Source organism: Chitinophagaceae bacterium (assembly GCA_016717285.1).
In the GTDB taxonomy this organism is placed as follows: Bacteria; Bacteroidota; Bacteroidia; order Chitinophagales; family UBA10324; genus JACCZZ01.
On the sequence record JADKFU010000005.1, the window covers coordinates 1,382,180 to 1,405,257 of the forward strand.

Here is a 23,078-nt window from a genome sequence, read left to right on the forward strand (position 1 = left end):
TGGTTGAGGCGTTAAATTGTTACATGGTTAAATGGTTGGGCAAAGCCGGAGAAGAATTGCACCAGGCAACAAATGTTGTTATACTATGTTTGCAAAGGCGCATCAATCAACGCCGTCATGGCGATCCCTCCTTATATTCATTGCAAATTGCGAAAAATGGTAACTGGCGGGAGAAACAATCTCCAAAGGTTAGAACAAAGTGGAGTATAAGGAGCGAGATCAATCGAAAAGAATTTTGTGTATTGATGAGTTAGTTGCAAATACCATCATAGCAACTCTTTCGATGTGCTGTGATAAACCGTCAAATAACTTTTCCTGCAATCTCCATTTTTGAAATCAGTTACAATTATCTTCCCAAATCATGTCTTCTAAAAAGCAGCTCCTTTCAAAAAATATCTTTCATAAAAATTTTTCTAAAGGACTTTCAGATTTTCTTTCGAAAAAAAAATACACCTCGCATTTTATATTGGTTGATGATCAGACGGTGAATCATTGTCTGCCTGTTTTATTCAACGAAGTGGAATCGCTGAAATCCGCTAACGTCATCGAAATTTTTTCGGGCGAATCATTCAAGAATATTGAAACCACGCAGCAGGTATGGGAACAGCTCACTGAACAAAATGCGGATCGAAACGCGGTGCTCATTAATTTAGGCGGTGGCATGGTATGCGACTTAGGTGGCTTTGCTGCAGCAACGTACAAGCGGGGTATTGATTTTATGCATGTTCCAACTACTGTACTGAGCCAGGTTGATGCTGCTTACGGTGGAAAGCAGGGCATTGATTTTCAGCAATTCAAAAATCAGGTGGGTGTTTTTAAAACTCCGGCAGCCACATTTGTAAATGTTGAATTCTTAAAAACACTTCCCGCAGAACAGTTGATGAATGGATTTGCTGAAGTGGTGAAGCACGGATTACTGGCAGGTGGAAAATTCTGGAAAAAAATAAATGCAATCGATGATCTTTCGATTGTTAACTGGAAAAGGATTGTGCGTGATTCATCAGGAATAAAACTGGCGGTGGTGGAAAAAGATCCGCTGGAAAAGGACTTGCGTAAAATTCTGAACTTCGGACATACGATTGGGCATGCCGTTGAATCGAATTTATTGAACAGGGGAGAAGAAGCGCTTCATGGATTTTGCATCGCCGCAGGAATGATTGGCGAATTGTTTCTTTCACAACAACTTTGCGATTTCCCGGAGAAAAAAATGGAGGAAGTGAACAAGTTTATCCGCCACCATTTCCCCGTAGTGAATATGGATCCGGTTTTTGATGATACAGTATTGAACCTGATGAAACAAGATAAAAAAAACCGCGGTGGCCGCATTCAGTTTGCATTGCTGCAAAATATAGGCGAACCGGTAATCGGAGTGGAAGCAGACGAACAATTGATCCGCCGGTCATTGGATTATATCCGTGCTATGTATAAATAATATTCATACACCGGATAGTATGGTCGGAATATAAACATGAAAGAAAAAAAATAAATGATGTTGTACAGGGTTTCGAAGAACGATAGGAATATAAAAGGCAGCATTCATTTAAGCGGTTCTAAAAGCATAAGTAACCGTGTGCTCATTATAGAAGCATTAATGGAGCAATCAATAGTGAAGAAAAATATTTCCGATTCGAATGACACCAAAGTGATGACTTCTTTGCTGAATTCATCCGGAACTGACTATGATGCTCATGATGCCGGAACCGTTTTCCGTTTCATGACTGCTTTTCTTGCATTGAAAAAAGGCAGCTGGATCTTAACGGGAAGCGAACGAATGAAGGAACGTCCTGTCGGAGATCTTGTGGACCCATTGCGGGAATTGGGTGCACAGATTGAATATCTGGGTCATGAAAATTTCCCGCCGCTAAAAATTACAGGTAGAAAAATTAAAGGCGGAACAATAAAAGTGCATTCAGGAATCAGCAGTCAGTTTGCTTCTGCTTTACTGATGATTGCTCCATGCATGCAAAATGGTTTGACGCTTGAACTGACCGGCAATATCGTTTCTCAACCTTATATTGACATGACCTTATCACTCATGGAATACTTTGGCGTGCAACATGAACGGAAAGCGAATGTTATTCAGGTTCCGTCCCAATCTTACCAACCGAAGAATATTTTTATTGAATCCGATTGGAGTGCCGCATCTTATTATTACGAGATGGCAGCTTTCAGTGATGAATTGGATCTCACTTTATCAGGATTGCTGGAAAACAGTTTCCAGGGCGATGCAAAAATTGCAGTGTTTATGGAAAACTTCGGAATAAAAACTTCTTATGCAGGTCAGCATATTAATCTCACGAAAACTGCCGGCAGTGGAAATTTTAATTTTCACCTGAATGATCAACCTGACCTTGCGCCGGCTATGTTTGTTGTGTGCGGTGGTTTATCACAACCTGCCAGCTTCACCGGATTGGAACATCTTCAATACAAGGAAAGTGACCGCGAGGATGCATTGAGAAATGAATTGAAGAAATGTGGTATCAGTATTCGTAAATCTGGTGATGCTATCACCGTAGCCGGAAAATTTATTGCTGACGATGTGATGTTCAACACCTATGAAGATCACAGGATGGCCATGTCATTCGCGCCATTGGCCATGCTATCCGGAAATGTATTGATTGACAATCCGATGGTAGTGAAAAAATCGTATCCGAAATATTGGGATGATTTGAAATTGTTAGGATTTGAAATCACGAAGGAGTAAAGACACCATGTTTAGCGTCTCAAAAATAAACGGAAACAGGGCGTTTCTACATTTTTGTACGGAACATCGCACATACAATTCCTGTTGCCACTGCGGCATTCAACGATTCCGCTTTTCCGAATTTAGGAATGGTGATTTTTTTATGAATGAATGGAACAAGTGCCTCTGAAAGGCCGCGTGCTTCATTGCCAATCACAATGAATCCTTCCTGTTTCAAATTCGTGGAAAAAATATTTTCGCCTTCTAAATGCGCAGCATATGCAGGCAAAGAAGGAAAGCGTTGAAATAACCCTGGAAGTTTCATTTCTATTACTTTCACCCTTGTAACAGATCCCATTGAAGCTTGAACCACTTTTGGATTGTAGACATCCACACATTCTTCTGAGCAAAAAATATATGGAATTCCAAACCAGTCAGCGATCCGGATAATGGTACCCATGTTTCCGGGATCACGAATATCCTCCAACACGAGGTTGATGTTGGATTTTACCATGCTATCATCAATTTCCGTTGCAATCATTTCGAGGACCAGCAATACACGTGATGGCTGTGTAAGCCCTGAGATTCGTTTCATTTCTATTTCAGAAACATCCAGCACAGTTGCTTTCTTCTTGTTCCATAGATTTTCTTTTTCATCCAGCCATTCACGCGTGGCAATGATCTTGTCTGTGCGTAAGCGCGATGTTAAAAACTCTTCCGCGATCTTTTCGCCCTCAGCAATAAAGCGGCCTTCTTCAATACGGTGCTTTTTTTGTTTTAGTGAATTCACGTATTTTTCAATCGATTTACTCAACATACATGCGACTTTTGGGGCTTAGTGTAAGATACATTCTTTTGCTGGTTTTCTTGGCTCCCTTACTTACCGGTTGCAGCAATACACAATATCTCACAGGCAGCCAGGTGTTGTTAAAAAAAAATGAAGTCACCATACAGTCGGAAATAGATTACAGGAAAATCAGAAGAAATATTGAAGAAAACATATCACTGGAAAGTAAACTTGCGACACTGGCAAAGCAACAACCCAATAGAAAAACGCTTGGACTTGTAAAACTTAATCTTACCATTTATAACCGTTATTACACAACAGATACCTCAGGGCTGTACCATTGGATCATCAATAATATCGGTGAACCGCCGGTACTTTTTGATACGACAACTTTGCCGTTTTCTGAAAATATAATGCACGACTACATGGTGAGTAAAGGTTATTTATTGTCGTCAATAAAATATGATTACAGGATCAGAAAAAAACAGGCGACACCGCATTTTTATGTTTCGCCTGGCCCGTTATATACGATCGACAGTGTTTTTTTTCCGGTGGATACTTCACACCTCATCAGTATTATTAACGCGATCAAACCTGCAACACTTTTGCAACAGGGTAATGCCTTCGACGCTGATGTAATCGGTAATGAACAAGTCCGGTTATTTCGGGAAATACAGAATCATGGTTACTATCACTTCTCGCGCGACAATATTTATTTTGAAGCAGACACTTCCAATACGAGAAATACCGCTAATGTGTACGTAAAGATCAAAGGAAATACAATTGATGAAGACATGAAGGTGCATTACATCAGCAACATTTATGTTCGTCCTGATTTTTATCCGGAACAGGATCTGCTGAGCGGTTATCACGATACAACTGCTTTCCAATCATTAATCTTTATTGATCCGGGGAATACCATTCGCATGGATGCCGTGGCAAAGGCAATTTTTATTTTAAAAGACATGCCGTATTCCAGGAAGGATTATGATTATACGCTCAGCCGTTTGTCAGATCTTGGTGTTTTTAAATTCATCAGCATCCGGTTTGAAGAAAAAGCCAATCACTTGCTTGATTGCATGATATATCTCACTCCGGCAAGAAAGCATGCTGTAACTACTGAAGTGGAGGCAAGCAATATTGAATACAATGTTGGTGCTGCAATAAAACTTACTTACAAGGATAAAAATGTGTTCAGGAGCGCTAACACGTTTGATGTGAGTTTAAATGCTGGAACACAGATTCCGGTTTTTAACAAGGACAGCCTCATTTTTAATGTATCTGGCCAATTGAATTTTTATATGCGGCGTTTCGTAGTGCCATTTAACACCGGAAATTTTTCACGCTACTTTAATCCGCGTACAAAAATTTCCCTGCAAGCCAACTATTATCAGCAGACAAAAATTTACATACTCAACAATTATTCTTTCACCTTTGGTTATGAGTGGAAAGAGAATGCTTTGAAGCGCCATGTTTTCAATCCTTTTTCTGTCAGTTATATCAACTCCACTATTCTAAGCGATGAGTTTCAGCAAAGATTGGATGATGATCCGTTTCTCCGTCAATCATTCGAAGACCAACTGATCGCAGGCCTCAACTATACTTATATTTATTCGAATCAGGGACAAAATATACGGCGTGAATTTACCTTCTTCCGTTTCTCAGGCGAAGTTGCCGGTACTTCTTTGTATTTGTTGAATACTGCTTTTAAAGGCAACAATGTTGACACCAGCGGAAGCTACGTATTGTTTGGTACCACGTATGCGAATTTCGTGCGTGCAGAAGGTGATCTGCGCCATTATTTTCAGTTTACGCAAAACCGTTCGCTTGTATTACGCGGAGCTGCCGGCATTGCAATCAATTACTGGAATTCTGATGTTATACCGTATATCAAACAATTTTACCTGGGAGGAACCGGTAGTATGCGTGCATGGAGTGTTCGTTCACTTGGCCCCGGTGCTTATAAAGACACTTCCAGTTTCTACGACAGGGCAGGAGACATCAAGCTGGAGGCAAATACGGAATATCGTTTCAATATTTTCGGTCGCTTGAATGGAGCAGTTTTTCTGGATGCAGGTAACATCTGGTTGCGCAAAACGGATCCCAATAAACCTGGCGCAAACTTCGAATTCAACCGTTTTCTGAGTGAGATCGCGTTGGGAACAGGAGTCGGTTTCCGGTTTGATTTTACTTATTTTGTTTTAAGGCTTGATGTAGCTACACCGTTGAGGGATCCCTCCAATCCTCCCGGTGAACGTTGGGTGATCGGTAACCTGACGAATGGTGAAACTAATTTCGTGAAAGACAAACTGGTCTTTAATCTGGCAATCGGATATCCATTCTGAAATTGCACAGGATAATATCATATAGCAGGAATTGATATAACTGCAACAGTTACATCAACAATAAACGCGGAATTTTTTTCAGACATGATTATTAAGGAGGTGTCCATTTTTCAAAATAGAAAAGTGAAGCGGTTTTTCTGCAAACTTTAGTTCATAACCTATTGGAATTGTCTGGCCTGATAAGTTAAATGGTCTTTGCACTGAACATGGATGAAATGTTCTGTTTTTTTAATCAGACAATGAACATAATTCGTTCATAAAAAATTAGGTTGAATTAACTAAAATCCCTATGTTGGTCAGCTAATATTTGCAACCCGCTTCCAGAGTTCTTCCGGCAGGAACCAAATAACCGGAAAATCGTTTTCTTGCGTCATTAAAACACCCAAAAGCCAAACCCCATGAATTTTTTCTACCAATCAAAATGTGTTCAATTCTTCAATACGACGGCTCACATTTTTGAGCATTCGCCTGCTGTTTTGTTTTCAGATTTCCGGAAAAAGTTATTGGTTCCGATACTTTTTTTCTTCGGACTATTTATACTTTTTTCTCCTGAAAAGGCAAGTGCTCAAAGTGAAGGGGATTTCCGTACTATACAATCGGGTAACTGGGAAGATCTGTCCACCTGGGAAGAATTTAGCGATGGCATTTGGGGTGACCCCGCGCATACGCCAGATAATAATGATGGAACTATCACAATTGTTGACGGAACGGACGTTACCAGCAGTTCGAACTTAACCATTGATCAAACAATCATTATGAATGGTGCAACACTGCAAGTGATTGCATTAACATTAACGGTCGATGATGGTGTTGGTTCTGATTTAACGATAGATGGAGACATCAGTTTTTCGAATGGCGAATTGGATGTAAACGACGGGGCTGTAGTAGATGGAAGCGCAAATGTCTTTTATAGTGGACTCGCATTAACGAACGATGGATCGATCAATACATTTTTATTTGTAATGGGCGCAAGTGCCACGCAGACTATATACGGAACAGGAAGCATTGCTACCTTTCTTCCTTCTACCTCTGCTCCCGGTGGAATTATTGTAGCAGGTCAGCAAACCATAACTGACCAGATTTCATTCAACAACGGCAAGCTGCATACAGCCGGCGCGGCTAAAATAATTATGGCAGAGGGTGCTTTAATCATAAATGCAGATGCTGACCACTATGTTGATGGCAACCTGGAGCAGGTGTATTCAAGCAGTGGTCTCCGAACATTCCCAATTGGTGATTTTGGCAGCTACAATCCGATTGATTTTAGTCCGGATTTTCTTTACACAGGTGGAATGGTCGCAAGAACAGACGCAGGTGATCATATCGATATCTCTAATTCAGGAATAAATGAAAGCAAGAGTGTTAACAGAACCTGGACATTAACATCAAATGGTCTCGGTTTTACTGGTTATACGGTTACGTTTTATTGGAATTCCGGAGAGTTGGATGGCGGAGCTGATCCTGATCACTTTGTGGTGGCAAAATATGATGCCCCGGATTGGGAATTAGTGCCGGTTATCGCGCGTACCGCTACGTCAATTACAATTGAGTGGGATGAACCAACAGCAAGTAATTTTCAGGTGGGTGAACTTTTGTGCGATCCGCCAGTAATTATCTGTGCGCCTGATATTACAGTTTGTCAGGATGCAGCTGCCGGCGCATGTGGTGTCTTATTTTTTCCGGAAGAAATTGAATCACCAGTTGTTCTTGATTTTACCGACAGGGTAACTACCTACACCAATGTTTCTATTAATGGTGGCGGAAACTCGGCAATCGTGTTGCCCGGATCTACTGTTTCTTTGAATTATAATTTTTCTGTGAGCTTTGATGTTATTAACGGATATTGTCCGGGCTGCATAGTTCAAACGTCTATAGGTATTGGTTCAACATTTAAAACACTGCAATGTGAGCCAAACATAGGAAATGGAACAACAGGTTCTTATACTTCAGGCGACTTTACTGCACCTACGGTCCCAGGCATTTATTATCTCACGAAGGAACAATCGCTTGATTATTTCTGCCAGGAATTTAAATTCAACAACGATCCCGCGAAATCAATCGGAGTGTTAATTGTTGGCCCTCCTTATCCTACAGCTACCGGCGGTTGCGGAGCAGTAACTTTTAGTAATGATGCACCCGCCTGCTTTCCTATTGGAACAACGGACGTAGAATGGACTGCGACGGATGAGTTCGGTACTACCTCAACCTGCACGCAGCAGGTTACCGTAACACCTGCAACAATTTACTATCGTGAAAGGGATGGCGATGGATATGGAGATCCCGGCTATCCTGTTTATGCCTGCTCACAACCTACAGGTTTTGTTTTAGACCATGGCGATTGTAATGATTACAATGCGTTTTTGTATCCTGGTAATGGTTGCGCTGTACCGACAGCCGCAGCATTGAACTTTGATGGAATTGATGATATCGTTTCTACTCCTGCAATAGCGTTGGATAACACCAACTTCACTATCCAGTTTTGGGCAAAACGAAATGCTATCGGAACCTTTGACATAGCTGTCAGCCAGGGCGTTGAGACCACATCAAATGGTTTGCATATTGGATTCAGAGATGATAATTATTTCACTTTCGATATGTTTAATGATAATGTAGCTGCTGGTCCTTACACGGATCTGGATTTCCATTACTGGACCTGTACTTTCGATACGGCTACGAGAACTGCAGTTATTTATCGTGATGGAGTGGAAGTTCAATCTCATGTTCTTGATGCACGCTACCAGGGCACCGGAAATCTGATTATCGGTGATGCTGCCTGGGGAGGATATCCATTTGGCGGTGTACTCGATGAATTGCGCATCTGGAATCGCGTATTATGTTCTGAAGAAATTATGGATGGCATGAATTGCGAAGCCACTTCACCTCGGGATGGTTTGGTATCAGTTTATAATTTTAACCAGGGAACTCCGGACGCTGATAATTCAGGTGTAGCAATTCTTAACGATGCGAGTGGACACTTCCATACAGCGGCGCTTCAAAACTTTACACTGAATGGTGCTACTTCGAACTGGGTTGCCCAGGGAGGAGTTGTTTCAGGTACTACCTGCACGCCTTCTTCTGCAATGCTATACTATGCAGATGAAGACGGCGATACTTATGGAGATGAAGGGAATGCAACAATTGCCTTTGGCCCCTGTTCGCCTCCTCCGGGATATGTTTTAAATGCTTCAGATTGTGATGACAATAATCCCGAAGTTTATGCTAATTGCAATGTTTGCAATTTGGTGATGACGGATGCTTCCTGGAAATCGCTTCCCGAATCTCCCGGTCCTGATCCCGGATGGGAGCAACCGGGTTTTGATGATTCAGGTTGGAACAACGCTGCTGTCTCCGGGCCCGAACCCAACCTGACACGGTTTAATCCACCACCCTCCAGAATATGGGATGCTCTGCATACTCCGGCCATCAGCAAGACTTATCTAAGAAAAACATTTACACTCAGTGGTGCCGAGCAGATCTTCCTTGATTATTCTGTAGATGATGACGCAATAATGTATATCAATGGTACCTTGGTGGTGAGTGATGATAATGATTGTGGTGCTGCTACGTACACCAACTTTGATATCACTTCGTATCTGAATTTAAATGGATCCAATACAATTGCTTTAGAGGTAAGTGATTGTCAGGGCGATTGGTATTTCTCCGCACAACTGTTTAATGGATATCATCCGGACAATGATCTCGATGGATTTGGATCAAATGAAGCGGTGGATATCTGTCCGCCAATGCCGGCCGGTTATGTAACAAACAATTCCGATTGCGATGATTTTAATTCTAACCTTGGTCTTCCAGGCATCTGGTATTATGATACTGACGATGATGGATATGGTGATCTGAATAATTCAACCCTGTCATGCTTTGGTGGTGGTGGCGGAGAAGGCGGCGGTTTGGTAACCGATACCACCGATTGCGATGATACTGACTTTTATGTTCATCCCGGAGCTTCTGAAAATTGTAACGGAGTGGATGATAATTGCAATGGAACAATTGATGATATTGGTGAAAGTTTTGTTGGTATTCAAAATAATAGCAACGGGGCAACGATTTATTATTTCGATCCTCTTACATTCGAAGACCTTTCTTCCCTTACGCTCACTTTACCAGGCTTTACTGTAAAAGGCGGATTGGCAATTGATAAAAATCCTGTCAACGGAATTATTTATGCAATACTTAATGTATTTATTTCCGGAAATACGTATAGAAAACTGGTAACAGTAGATATGGAATCAGGTGTTTGCGCGCTTGTTGGAAACCTTGATGACTATCTTTTTTCCAGCTTTACCTTTACGCCATCGGGAAAATTATATGGTGTAACCGGAGAAAGTGGTGTGAACCCGACAACACTGTTTGAAATCAATACGGATGATGGAACCACTACGCTTTTAACGCAGCTCGGAAATGGAGCAGACGGTGAAGTAATTGCTTTTAATAAAGACGATGGATTTATTTATCACTGGTCCGATGGTGTTTTTGAAAAAATTAACACGGTAACATTGGAAATAACTGATATCCCCGAATCAGGTTACAATTATTTTGAAATTATGGGAGCTGTTTATAGAGGTAACGGAATTTTCCTTATTGCCGATTATCAAAGAAACTTTATTGAAGAAACCACAACCGGAAGTGCTACACAGCTAATCAATCATGGCATCAATAAGTTGCGTGGTTTTGTGCAGGTGCCGATTCCCGGTACCCAATGGTTTGCTGATGCTGATGGTGATTCGTATGGTAATGCGAATGAAGACAGTCTTTCGTGCACGCAACCAGTAGGATATGTAGCTGATAATGCTGACTGCGATGACAGCGATCCTTCCATCAATCCCGGTTTGCCTGAGGTCTTCGGCAATCTTATAGATGAAAATTGTAACGGAACACTGGATGAAGCAACAGGTGATTTTCGAACCGTTCAATCCGGCGACTGGAACGATGTATCAAACTGGATGACTTATGACGGAGTTGCCTGGGTTACGCCTATCGAGCCACCGAATTCTGATGCTAATGCCATTATCATTAAGAACGGCCATACAATCACAGTAACCAATACAATCTTCGTTGATCAGCTTGTGATTGAAGCGGGAGCATCGCTTGATGTGTCTGGTGTTGATATGTTTGTTGAAGACGGATCTTTGGTAGATATGCAATGCTATGGATCACTTCACCTGGAGAATGCCGGGCTGAATGTTGATGGAGAAGCCAGGTTTGAAGATGGTGCCTTGTTGTTTTGCAATACAAACTCTGCTCTGAATGGCCCTGGTACTTTTAATATTAATTCAGGTTGTGATTTCACGATACAGGGTGTGGGCAATTCCGTGAACTTTGGTAATGGAGTCATCATTAACAACAGAACGATTTGCAATTGGAACGGGGGTGATATTTCTTTCAACGGAAATACGTGCTACTTCAATAACATGGATAGATTCAATATTAATGATGTCGCTTCCATATTGGTTGCAAGTGGCACGCATCAATTTGTTAATATTTATTCCAGTGAAGGCGGAGGTGGTCGCGTTGTATTGAATGTGGAAGGTCAGGTTACTATTGAATGTGGGTTCAGAAATGACGGAACGGTGAATGTGATTTCCGGAGTACTTTCAGTAACTGACAATGTAAATGAAAACACGGGTACATTAACCATAGAGCCAGCATCAGTATTTAATGCTCCGAATGGTTACAAACAAGCAGGAAACCTCCTCAACAATGGATCAATAACAGGTTTCATGAGCATGCAAAGTGATGGAGGTGAGCAACAGATAAGCGGAATCGGAACGATCGAGAATCTTACCATTGATAATACTGCCGGTATACTCCTGGATGGCGATCTTACTATAACTACTTCATTGGACTTAATCACTGGTATTGTCAACACAGGAAGTCAGAAGTTAATAATAGGGCAGGGTGCATCCATCACCAATGGAAGCACTAACAGTTATATAAATGGTAACCTTCAACGTTATATCGATGCACCCGGGCTGATCGAATATCCTGTTGGCAGGGTTAATTACGCACCTGTTAAATTGGATCCAAGCTTCACCTCCGGAGGGTATGTAACAGTGAGTACCGATGCAGGAGATCATATAAATGTGTCCTCATCTGGCATTAATGCAAGCAAAAGCGTCAACAGGATATGGACAATAACCAATCAGGGCTTAACTTTTACTGAATGTGATGTGTACTTCTATTGGGAAGGAGATGATGTGGATCAGGATGCGGACTACAACAATTTCATTGTTGCAAAATATGATGCGCCCGACTGGATTTTACCGGTGATTACAGATATTCAACCATTTTCAATTGGTGTTTTGGATGTTACTTCTTTCAGTGAATTTCAGATTGGTGAACCATTGATATGTAACATGTCCGTTTCCACATCAGCAGGTGATACACTGATTCTTTGTACGGAGAGCGGACAAACGAGTGGCAATGTAAATCTGATCATCACTAACGGAACACCGCCATATAGTTATTCTGGTGATGACACTTTAAATCTTGTAGCAGGTAACTATCATTATGTGGTGACCGATAACAATGGATGCACTGCATCTGCAGATTTGAATGTGCAGTTGACTCATTGTATTATCCCTTACTATTTACCTCCTGTTAATGATACCATCAGTAGTCTGATAGGACCGGAATTAACGCAGTTGTACAGCTTCCCGGATTCTATATATGATACCACTTCTACCAATAATATTTTTACAATAAACTATGCCAATTTTGAAGTGCTGATAGAAGTGATATCAACTATTGATCAATACGATGCATTACTTGCACTCTTGCAAACTCCTGCCTACGGAATGAACAGTTTCATCGACAACGGTGATTCAACATTGATCATTACAGGATTTTTCCCGATAGAGAATTTGTATAAGCTCAACTTCCTGATCGATGAAATAAATTATGTAAGACCCTATTACAAACCGATTGCTTCATCGTTCACAACAACAGGTCTTGCAACTTCTCAAGGTGATAAAGCAATGGCCGGCGACAAGGCTAAGGAAGCATGGAAGGTTTCCGGTGAAGGTGTTAAGATAGGAGTGATGTCAGATAGCTATAACACCAAATTTGGATCACCTGCCAATACAGATGTGATCAACGGAGATTTACCCGGTACCGGTAATCCCAATTATACAAAACCTGTAAAACTGCTGGCTGAATATCCTTACGGAGCCGGAACGGATGAAGGTCGCGCGATGCTGCAGATTGTTCATGATGTGGCACCCAATGCAGAACTTTATTTCAGGTCAGGATTTATAAGCGCAGGTAATTTTGCGGAAGGCATAAAAGAATTGCGCGATTCAGGTTGCAAGGTGATTGTAGATGATATCACTTATATCACTGAGCCCTTCTTTAGTGATGGTCTTGTTGCGCAAGCTGTAACAGATGTTGCTAAATCAGGAACACTCTACTTTACATCAGCAGGAAACTTTGGAATTAAATCTTATGAAGGATACTTCAGTGCGATCACCGCACCGGCAGGATATGTTGGTGTAGCGCATGATTTCGGAGGCGGAGATTATTTCCAACAGTTGACAATGCCTGCCGGCACTTATACAATAGCCTTACAGTGGGACGATGATTTTTACTCAATTGGCGATACAACAGGCGCATTGAATGATCTGGATATTTATCTGGTTGATCAGTTTGGTAACCGGTTATTCGGTTTCAACCGCGATAATATCGGAGGCGATCCATTGGAAGTACTTCCATTTGTTGTGAAGGCAACAGTTGATGCAAATATCATTGTTACCCGTAAAGCAGGTTCCGGTAACGTGAGATTCAAATACATTATATTCAGAGGAGAAGGAATCATCGACGAATGGAATCAGGGAACGGGTACCATTATCAGCCAAGCAAATATTGATAGTTCAATTACTGTGGGAGCCGTTCTTTATAAAAACACTCCTGCCTATGGAATTGATCCGCCAACAATTGCTTCTTTTTCATCACACGGAGGAACCTTGGTTAACAATCAAAACAGAATGAAGCCGGATATTACTGCACCTAATGGAGTGAATACCACTGTGGATTTTGGTGTTGAATTTAATATTGATAATCCTCCTGATCTACTGCCCAATTTCTTCGGAACCTCTGCCGCGGCACCGCATGCCGCTGCTGTGGCAGCTTTGCTGATTGAAGCGAAGAAAAAATATTACTTCGATGAATCGTTCAGTCTTCAGCAAATGAAATCGTTGCTGCAATCTACAGCCATTGATATGGATGTAACCGGTTATGACGAGAGTACCGGATATGGATTTATTCAGGCTGATCGTGCACTGCAATCATTCTCTAATTCATTTCCGCTTATTCAGAATTATTATCTGCAGGATTCTACAAAGGTTCCGGGCGATGATCCTGTATCTATTGTTATTAACGGAGAATACTTTTCAGATAGCGCTTCGGTTATTTTTCAATATGATACCATTCAGGCTGTAGTGTCAAATGGAACACAGCTTATCGCTGAAATTCCGGCGTTCCTGGGTAATCCTCCGCTTGAAATTTACAATCCACCTATGGCACCCAGCGGTTTGGATGGCGGAGCGAGTGATCCTGTTTACTTAAAGAGCCTTCCTCCTCAAAATGTCAAAGTGACGGTGAATGATGCAATCAAAAAATTTGGCGAACGGATTCCTGACTATTCCATTAATGTTATCATTAATGAGGTGCCTTTGGCTGAAACAGGACTTTCTCTGGATGATTTAGGCTTAACTGACATCACATATTCATCGTCGGCAAACAGCATGAGCAATATAGGATTGTATTACAGGAGAGCTACATCGGCTGTCACTGATTTATCAAATCCACAATCGCTGGCTTTATCTGAATTCTACAATTACAAGTTTACAGATGGCGTACTGTCGATTGAGAGACTGCCATTGACAGTTACGCCGCGTGATACTACCATCACTTACGGATCAGCTATTAATGGTCAGCAAATGAAATTTAATTACGATTATGACGCATCTGGTATTGAACCCGCCGAGCAATCTTCATTTTTCAATACCTTGGTTGCTGAACATCAATTAAACATGTCGAAGTCGGTGGTATTGATTGATGCAAGTCAAGCTTCGAATGGTGAAACCATTACTCCGGAAGATTTTCTTAATATAAGTTTTATGGCAAGTGGTAAAGCCATGGTGAATGGCAAAGCCATGGTGAATGGTAAGGCCATGGTGAATGGAATTGTTTATGACACTACTTACTATGTACCTGTTTCACTTGAATCTGTTTATGATTATCAGGTTGATTCTGCCATTACAACATTGCACAATGGTAAAGCAATGGTGAACGGAAAAGCGATGGTGAATGGAAAAGGCAATGGTGAATGGAAAGGCGATGGTGAATGGAGAGGCTAGTGTTAACAGCAGTTCATTCAATGATGAAACGAATGAAAATACCATAGTCATCGTTGACTCTTTGGATGTATATGGAGCAGATAGCGATTCTATAAATGCTTTCAGTTCTGTTAACATGATCACTGGATTTACGGTCGGTACCTGGCTCATTGCTCCCGGCGTATTGGTATCAGAAAACTTAGATATTAACTATGGCTTGGGAAACCTGACTATCGTACCTGAAATACTCACAGTGAAAGCAAATGATGCATTGGCGGGATGTGGGGGCGTTCAACCTGTTTATACTACCACCAATTCGATTTATCAAATTCAGGATGCAGACTCTAATGTTATAGAGAGTGGTCCTGTCTTTACAATACTAGATCAATCTGGCGCAGATGCGGGTAACGGAAATCTTAATCCGGGAATTTATCAGATTGTGCCTTCAGGTATTATTCAAAAACAGGAACCTGCAAACTATGTTGTCTATTATGAAAATGGAACATTAACTGTTGGTAATGTTGTTTCCAGCTCCTACAATGCAGCGGCATGCGACAGCTACACATTACCTTGGGGTCAATCAGTAAGTGTAAGTGGAGCTTATAGTCATACTTATACAAATTCAATCGGTTGTGACAGTGTGGTCACCGCAAATGTTACAATTAGCAACAGTCCCGGCGCAAATGTTACCCCTGCCGGTACTATTATGGAGTGTCAGGGTATTCCGGTTGTACTGTCCGCTAATACGGGTGCCGGACTTACTTATCAATGGTATAAAGGACCCACTCAAATCTCAGGTGCCACTAATAGTATTTATGTGGTGCCCAATGCTAAAAACTATAGTGTTGTTGTTAATGGCAGTAATGGATGCACCAGTACTTCTAATATTGTTAGTGTTACACGTCTTTCCACTCCGAATGCGAATATCATTGTCGTGAATCCTGATAACAATCCGGATCTATGTATTAACGGTAAGGTGAAACTGCGCGGAAATGGATCATCGTCGGTGTCGCTTGGCTATCAATGGAGATTAAATGGTACAGACATTCTTGGGGCAACCAATAGGGACTATGTTGCATTGGTGGAAGGTAACTACCGCGTTACGGTTACTAATCTTAGTACTGGTTGCTTCAGGCTTTCATCTGCTGTTTCAGTAATTAATAGTTGCAGAGAAGCTGCTTTAACTGAGATACAACCGCCATTGCTTACTATGTATCCCAATCCTACAGATGGAAACTTCATGCTTCACCTCAACCTTTATGATCAGTCTGCAGGAGACGCAGTGGTGCAGGTCTACAATGTATTGGGCCAGGTGGTACTTGACGAAAATGTTCCGGTAATGGATGGTGAGCTATTAAAAGAAATTCACTTACAGGAAGGAGTTGCAAGAGCTGTATACTTTGTAAGTGTCATTTTCAATGGAGAAGTTTACAAAGGGCAAATAATATATCAGCATTAACTGTGGTCTGGAATTGATTTAAAAAAAAACTCCTCCTTCTCAGGGGGATTTTTTTTAAGCTGATGTGAAATAGCTGATGAATCGGAAATAATGCAGTAGCAATCCTGTAATAAAAATGCACATTGAAGTAAATGATATCAGGCAATTTAAAAAAATGAAAGTTGGTTAAAACAACTTGCATGATTGTTGAAAATTAAAATTACTTTTCAGAGATTTCTTTATCTACCCGAAGCAACATGTTGAATTAAAATGGATTGATTTAATTTAGTAAAAAACAAGTGGGTTATAAAATGTTAAAAATTGCCGGCACGTTGAATCTGTTTTTCCTTTTGTTTTTTGTTGCTGCTTATTCAGCTGCATATGGTGCGGAAAGAGACAGTCTGATTAAGTTAATCAATGCGGCAAAAGATGATTCAAATAAAGTAAAATTACTCAACACACTTAGCAAGAGCTTGTTTGATGCCAATCCTGACAGCTCTGTCACTATAGCTTTAGCCTCCAAAAAGCTGGCAGAAGAAATCAATTACAAAACTGGCTTGGGACTGGCTTTAAAAAATATGGGGATCGGGTATTATTTGCAGGGAAAGTATGTGGAAGCAATTAATACTTGGCAACTGGCTTTGGAAGTGTATGATGCAGCAGATGATAAAAAAGGCGTCGCTAATATGCTCAGTAACCAAGGGGCTGTTTACTTCAATCAGGGAGACGACGCAAAAGCACTCGAGCTGCATTTAGAATCATTGAAAATGTCAGAGGGTATTGGAGATACATTGAGAATTCTGACATCACTCTAGCAATATTGGCGTGATTTACCTAAATAAGCCTGCTACGTACAATAAGGCACTTGAATATTTTCTGCGATCTTATGATTTAAGCCTTGCCATCAAAGATGAATATTCAATTGGGTCAACAACAGCTAATCTTGGTGAACTATATTATAAGATGAACGAAGATTCGATTGCCCTTCTATATTTGAACCAGTCAGTAAAAGCTTATGCAGGCACTGAAGATCTGCCCTATTCTTTAAACTATATTGGAAGAGTTTATACAAGACAAAAAGAGTATGCTAAAGCATTAAAAAATCACGAAGAGGCTTTTGAGATATCAAAAAAGCTTGACACCCGTCTGGATATGACTCAGTCACTGGTTGGACTTGCGCAGGCTTATTATGCCAAAGGCGATAACAATTCGGCCATCAATGCATATAAACAATCACTGGATGTTGGTATACCTTTAAATGCAGTTACAGAGATAAAGGATGCCTATGAAGGTTTGTCTCTTGCTTATGCAAAAAATTCTGATTACTCGAATGCATTTCATTACCAGAATCTTCTGCTGGCAATAAAGGATACCATCTATAATATTAATACCGATAAAAAATTGGGAACACTGCAGTTTACGTTTGATCTTGAAAAGAAGGAATCACAAATAAACCTGCTCACTAAGGATAAAGAAATTCAGGATCAGGAAATTAAAAGACAGGTTTTGGTTCGCAACGGTTTCATTGGTGGTTTTGCGGTAGTGCTTTTATTTGCTGGTGTTTTTTTTATGCAACGGAACAGAATTTCCAATGAAAGAAAACGAAGCGAACGTTTATTGTTAAATATTCTGCCTGAAGAAACTGCCGAGGAACTAAAGGCAACAGGCACTGCCAAGACCAAGAGTTTTGATTCAGTCAGCGTGTTATTCACTGACTTCAAAAATTTTACATTGGCAAGTGAAAAACTTACCCCTGAAGAACTGGTAGCAGAAATTAATTATTGCTACAGCGAGTTTGATCGTATTGTAAGTAATCATGGAATTGAAAAAATAAAGACAATAGGTGATTCTTATATGTGTGCCGGTGGATTACCTGTACCTAATAAGAGCCATCCGTTTGATGTGGTATCAGCAGGCTTGGAGATGGTGCAGTTTATCGAAAAGAATAAACAGGAGCGGATGGAAAAAGGGGAGCCTTATTTTGAATTGCGATTGGGAATTCACACCGGACCGGTAGTGGCTGGAATCGTGGGAATTAAAAAATTTGCTTACGATATCTGGGGCGATACAGTGAATACTGCTTCAAGAATGGAAAGCAGCGGCGGAATCGGGAAAGTGAATATCAGCGGCACCACCTATGAATTAGTAAAGGATAAATTCACCTGCATCCATCGTGGTAAAATCGAAGCGAAAAATAAAGGGGTGATTGATATGTATTTTGTCGAGGGCTGATATTTGTTGCTCACTTTCTGTAATAAGTACATATAAACGAAAGGTTAGGATGCAGTTTGCTGTTGGGTAAGTGTTACTCCACAAAATTCATCAAATTCAATAAAATTCAGAATCAGGAATTTGCAAAGGGTAATATTTTCTTAGAAAGAAAAAGGTGCGGAAAAAAAATGAAAAGCATTTTTTAAGGAAAAATTTTACAGCATTCTCTTTTTTATAGAAATGAGTTATCGTTGTATTTTCAGCACATTGGCACATCAATTCATTGGCACATCCAACTGTCAATCCACCTTCTCACCTCCAACATAAGTTTCCAACACCTTAACCGAAAAAAGATCTTCTTCCGGTATCTTCAAAATATCTTTTTCCAATACAACGAAGTCTGCAAATTTTCCCGGCTCCAGACTTCCTTTTTCGTCTTCTTCAAAGTTAGCAGCAGCAGCCCAGATGGTCATGGCTTTCAGGGCTTCATCGCGTGACAGTACATTCTTCATTTCAAATCCTTCCGCAGGAAATCCCTTTTGATCTTTGCGTGTCACCGCTGCATAAAAACCATACAACGGGTTGATATCTTCTACCGGAAAATCACTGCCGTCAGCAATCCATCCGTTTTGTATGAGCAGATCTTTGTAAGCATAAGCACCACGGATACGGAATACTCCCAGGCGATCCATCGCCCAATACATATCGCTGGTTGCATGGGTAGGTTGCACGGAAGGAATAATGGTATATCGCTGAAACAATTCAAAATCATCCGGTGCTATAACCTGGCAATGTTCAATGCGCCAGCGTTTGTCATTTGGACCTCCCAACGTTTTCCCGTAAATGTGCAGCATCATGCGGTTTGCGGAATCACCAATTGCATGCGTACACATCTGGAATCCATGATCATAACACAATTTCGCCTGTTCTTCAAAGTAGGTCGCAGAACTCAATTGCAATCCTGTGCTGTTGGGTTTGTCGGTATAAGGATTTAGTAGCAAAGCACCCCTTGATCCTAATGCGCCGTCTGCATAAAATTTAAATGCCCGCACATTTAAACGATCGGTTTTATACGGACCAGCTTTGAAATAATAGTTCTTGTTTTCATTATTGTCTGTAAGCATTGCATACACCCGGATTTTCAACTGACCTTTTCGTTGCATGCTGTCGATGATGTCAACCACATTTTTTTCCAGACCCGCGTCATCTACTGTTGTTAATCCGACTTTAAAGCAATTCGATTGTGCCTGTAACAGGGCTGCTTCAATAGCTTCCTGCGAATGAGGTGGAATCATTTTACTCACCGAGTCCATTGCATTATCGAGTAATATTCCGGTCAGCAATCCGCCAGCTAAAATTATTTCGCCACCACTGATTTTTGTTTTTTCAGTTATGTGCGCAAGATCGAGCGCGCTTTGATTTACAATGCAGGCATGTCCGTCTACGCGCTGTAAAAAAACAGGCTGATCAGGAAATAGCACATCCAATTGTTTTTTATCTGGAAATGATTTGTCCTGCCAGTCGTTCTGATCCCAACCTCGACCAATGATCCAACCTTTTTTTCTGGCTGCAGCAAATTTTTGTACGGTGTCAATCACTGCTTGCCACGATGTGGTACCGTTAAGTGAGGCTTCTGAAAGTGTTATTCCATAATAATAAAAATGACAGTGTGAATCAATAAAACCCGGATACACAGTTTTCTTTTGCAGGTCAATTTTTTCTTTGGCATCATATATTTTATCCAGATCATCTTTTTTTCCAATCGCTTTAATTTTTCCATTCAGTATAACCATGGCATCAGCGATCATACTGTCTTTGCCAAGCGTATAAATAGTTGCATTAAAAATTAGTGTGTCACACATTTCTTTATGTTCACAGGAAAGGAAAACTAAAGCGATCAATAACGCGGCAAAAACTTTTTTCATGGTTAAAATTGAGAAGGGAAATTACAATTAATACCTGCATTGGAACAATCAGTTGATAGGAATATCCGGCGCAATTTCATTTTCAGAAAAGTACTTTGATAGAAAAATATTTCCACATTGCAATTCACTTGGAATGACTGAAATGTTTTTCTTCAATCGGCAGATGCTTATGGATTTATAAAATTGTTACGCCAGTAAACCGGAAGTGCTATTAGATGAACAGCTTAGTAACGCTGTTTTAGTTTCGTCTGCTTTCGTTCATTTCACAGGATTAACCACTTTATTCTTAATTGGAGGCAACTGCATCAGGTAAGCGAAAATGGACCTGGCTTCTCTGTCGGTTAATTGTGGCAACGGAACCATCGGATAACTTAATTGAGTACCATCCGGTTTTTGACCGTAACGAATGCATTTTACAAACTGTTCTTCCGTCCATTTGCCAATGCCGGTTTCTAGGTCAGGTGTAAGATTAGCTGACTGCATATTTTGTCCCTCTAGATTTACACCTACCATGTTTCCGCCACCCATAAATCCTTTGCTCTTTTCAGGCTCCGCTACATTCATGGTTTTGAAATCTGCTGAATGACAGGGGTAACAGTCAAGCATGCCGGTAACAATATATTTTCCTAACGCAACTGCGTTAGTTGTGTCTGGTCCTGAAATCGGAGATGTTGGATATGGCAAAGGTTTGAACGCAATAACAGATAAAAATTTAGTGAGAAAAGAAGGGGTCGATTGTGTATCGGGCACCGCCGCAGGTGCAACCCAGGGATCATTAGACCTTAAGAATACAATGATGCTTTTTATATCGTAGTCACTCATGTTTGGTAATTTGGGCATGTAAGGTGGAGCATAACGTCCATTTCGCAGAATGCCTGTTCTCAGTAACCATAATATTTGTCCGTCTGTCCAGTTTCCAATACCATAATCTTTATCCTGCGTGATGTTTTGTGAATAGAGCGTGCCAAATTGAGCAGTAGCAGCATCAGTCAAATTCCTTCCTGTAAATCGGTCTGTAGCCGCGCTGTAATGACAATCCTGGCACAACATAGATGCCAGCCGTTTTCCATTTTCCTGCATCGCAGAATCAGGAGGAACGGTGATTCCCGGATCTTCTGCTTTATAATGCGGAATACCTCTGAAATCAATGTACAAGGCAAAAGCAATCAAAATGATCACAACCATTCCGAGGATAATGCCGATGATTTTTAATGCTCTCATGTTGCGTAGGTTTTAGTTGAAAGTGAACCGGATTAATTGCAAAATATAATTAAATACCAATAAGTAAAAAGCTATTACATTTTTTTTATTCACGGTTGTATTTTCAACTATAAAGTGGATAAGCTAATTTCTCAGATAAATAATTGGATAGGTTATTCTGTCAGCAAATAGGTGGAACCTAATGGGAATCAGATAAGCAATAGTGACAAGGTTACTGAATTTGCTTTATTTAGGAAGTTGGTTTGATTTTATCAGGCACGCGGGAATTTGAATCATCTTACAGCAACTTTCAGGTTGCGAATATTTCAAGAAATGGAAAACATCACTGAAAAGGAAGAAGAGAAAAAACGGATTACTGTAAGTATGCTGATTCCGCTTTACTTTGTTAGTGTTTTGTGGCTTGTCTATTTTACGGAGTATGCCACCGGCCTCGATTTTTCATGGCTGGGTATATTACCACGAACTTTCGGTGGATTAGGCGGAATTATTTTCACTCCCTTTCTTCATGGTAGTTTCGGACACCTGCTGTCGAATAGCGTTCCTTTATTGGTACTTGGGTTTGGACTCATTTATTTCTACCGGAGTATTGCTTATAAAGTTTTTCTCTGGATCTGGTTTATTGATGGTTTTGGAGTTTGGATATTAGGCCGGGAATCTTATCACATCGGCGCAAGCGGGTTGGTATATGGAATGGCAGCGTTTCTCATTTTCAGCGGTATCCTGCGCAGTAACCGGCGTCTGCTGGCATTATCGATGGCCGTTGTCTTTGTGTATGGATCTCTGATCTGGGGAATGCTTCCCTATATTCCTGATGTTTCGTGGGAAGCTCACCTTTTTGGTTTTCTTGCAGGAGTATATTTTTCTGTCCATTACTTGCGTGATGGACCAGCTAATGATCCGTTGCCTGAGTGGATGTCTGAAACCGATGATGAAAAAGAAAGGTTGCAGGAGTATTCCGGGAATGAATTGCGTCCGGAGGAGAAGTTCAGCACCGATGAGGAGTCTGCAAAGCCATCCGATGAAATTAAAATTCGCTATATCTACCGGTCAAAAGAGGATGAAAAGGAAAGTGTTGATTAACATTCTATGATAATAGAAATCAATCCTTTTCAAAAGAA

12 protein-coding genes are annotated in these 23,078 nt (G+C 40.8%); 9 read left to right on the forward strand and 3 right to left on the reverse strand.

Translation table 11 applies throughout. From position 1 onward, the window contains the following. Positions 1-23: 23 nt before the first annotated feature. The 3 genes from IPO83_15495 (at position 24) to aroA (ending at position 2,704) form a co-directional block, all read left to right on the forward strand. On the forward strand, positions 24-254 hold the full coding sequence (locus tag IPO83_15495; GenBank protein MBK9732658.1) for a hypothetical protein: 231 nt from the start codon (positions 24-26) through the stop codon (positions 252-254). Positions 255-361: 107 nt separating this feature from the next. After that, on the forward strand, positions 362-1,432 hold the full coding sequence (gene aroB / locus IPO83_15500) for a 3-dehydroquinate synthase (GenBank protein MBK9732659.1): 1,071 nt from the start codon (positions 362-364) through the stop codon (positions 1,430-1,432). 60 nt (positions 1,433-1,492) lie between these two features. Beyond that, complete coding sequence (gene aroA, locus IPO83_15505) at positions 1,493-2,704, forward strand: 3-phosphoshikimate 1-carboxyvinyltransferase (GenBank protein MBK9732660.1); 1,212 nt, start codon at positions 1,493-1,495, stop codon at positions 2,702-2,704. A 46-nt stretch (positions 2,705-2,750) separates the two neighbouring features. On the opposite strand, the gene IPO83_15510 is transcribed toward aroA, so the two are convergent. Continuing rightward, positions 2,751-3,473 (reverse strand): RNA methyltransferase, encoded by a 723-nt coding sequence (locus IPO83_15510; GenBank protein MBK9732661.1) that lies wholly within the window; start codon positions 3,471-3,473, stop codon positions 2,751-2,753. Positions 3,474-3,550: 77 nt separating this feature from the next. On the opposite strand from IPO83_15510, the gene IPO83_15515 reads away from it, so the two are divergent. The 5 genes from IPO83_15515 to IPO83_15535 all read left to right on the forward strand — a co-directional run bounded on the left by IPO83_15515 (position 3,551) and on the right by IPO83_15535 (position 18,835). Next, positions 3,551-5,815, forward strand: a complete 2,265-nt coding sequence (locus tag IPO83_15515) for a BamA/TamA family outer membrane protein (protein MBK9732662.1) — start codon at positions 3,551-3,553, stop codon at positions 5,813-5,815. Between the two features lie 398 nt (positions 5,816-6,213). Next, entirely contained in the window at positions 6,214-15,186 is an 8,973-nt protein-coding gene (locus IPO83_15520) for a S8 family serine peptidase (protein MBK9732663.1), read from the forward strand. After that, a complete protein-coding gene (locus IPO83_15525) occupies positions 15,137-16,624 on the forward strand; it encodes a T9SS type A sorting domain-containing protein (protein ID MBK9732664.1) in 1,488 nt (495 codons plus the stop codon). Before IPO83_15520 ends, IPO83_15525 begins: the two co-directional genes overlap by 50 nt. 290 nt (positions 16,625-16,914) lie before the next feature. Further along, a complete protein-coding gene (locus IPO83_15530) occupies positions 16,915-17,418 on the forward strand; it encodes a tetratricopeptide repeat protein (GenBank protein ID MBK9732665.1) in 504 nt (167 codons plus the stop codon). Positions 17,419-17,755: 337 nt separating this feature from the next. Continuing rightward, entirely contained in the window at positions 17,756-18,835 is a 1,080-nt protein-coding gene (locus tag IPO83_15535; protein ID MBK9732666.1) for a hypothetical protein, read from the forward strand. Between the two features lie 278 nt (positions 18,836-19,113). On the opposite strand, the gene IPO83_15540 is transcribed toward IPO83_15535, so the two are convergent. Together IPO83_15540 and IPO83_15545 are read right to left on the reverse strand one after the other, a co-directional pair. Then, positions 19,114-20,739 carry an amidohydrolase gene (locus IPO83_15540; GenBank protein ID MBK9732667.1) on the reverse strand — a complete coding sequence of 542 codons (1,626 nt, stop codon included), beginning with the start codon at positions 20,737-20,739 and terminating at the stop codon, positions 19,114-19,116. A 258-nt stretch (positions 20,740-20,997) separates the two neighbouring features. Then, positions 20,998-21,960, reverse strand: coding sequence for a cytochrome c (locus tag IPO83_15545; GenBank protein ID MBK9732668.1), 963 nt, complete (start codon positions 21,958-21,960; stop codon positions 20,998-21,000). Positions 21,961-22,272: 312 nt separating this feature from the next. Here IPO83_15545 and IPO83_15550 point away from each other — a divergent pair, with 312 nt between their 5' ends. Then, complete coding sequence (locus IPO83_15550; protein MBK9732669.1) at positions 22,273-23,040, forward strand: rhomboid family intramembrane serine protease; 768 nt, start codon at positions 22,273-22,275, stop codon at positions 23,038-23,040. Positions 23,041-23,078 lie beyond the last annotated feature (38 nt).

Excerpts from the sequence above, each read along its gene's own strand:
- IPO83_15535 (MBK9732666.1), top strand. The coding sequence starts at position 17,756 with ATGACTCAGTCACTGGTTGGACTTGCGCAGGCTTATTATGCCAAAGGC.
- IPO83_15530 (MBK9732665.1), top strand. The coding sequence starts at position 16,915 with ATGTTAAAAATTGCCGGCACGTTGAATCTGTTTTTCCTTTTGTTTTTT.
- IPO83_15525 (MBK9732664.1), top strand. The coding sequence starts at position 15,137 with ATGGAAAAGGCAATGGTGAATGGAAAGGCGATGGTGAATGGAGAGGCT.
- IPO83_15540 (MBK9732667.1), bottom strand. The coding sequence starts at position 20,739 with ATGAAAAAAGTTTTTGCCGCGTTATTGATCGCTTTAGTTTTCCTTTCC.
- IPO83_15520 (MBK9732663.1), top strand. The coding sequence starts at position 6,214 with ATGAATTTTTTCTACCAATCAAAATGTGTTCAATTCTTCAATACGACG.
- IPO83_15550 (MBK9732669.1), top strand. The coding sequence starts at position 22,273 with ATGGAAAACATCACTGAAAAGGAAGAAGAGAAAAAACGGATTACTGTA.
- aroB (MBK9732659.1), top strand. The coding sequence starts at position 362 with ATGTCTTCTAAAAAGCAGCTCCTTTCAAAAAATATCTTTCATAAAAAT.
- IPO83_15495 (MBK9732658.1), top strand. The coding sequence starts at position 24 with ATGGTTAAATGGTTGGGCAAAGCCGGAGAAGAATTGCACCAGGCAACA.
- IPO83_15545 (MBK9732668.1), bottom strand. The coding sequence starts at position 21,960 with ATGAGAGCATTAAAAATCATCGGCATTATCCTCGGAATGGTTGTGATC.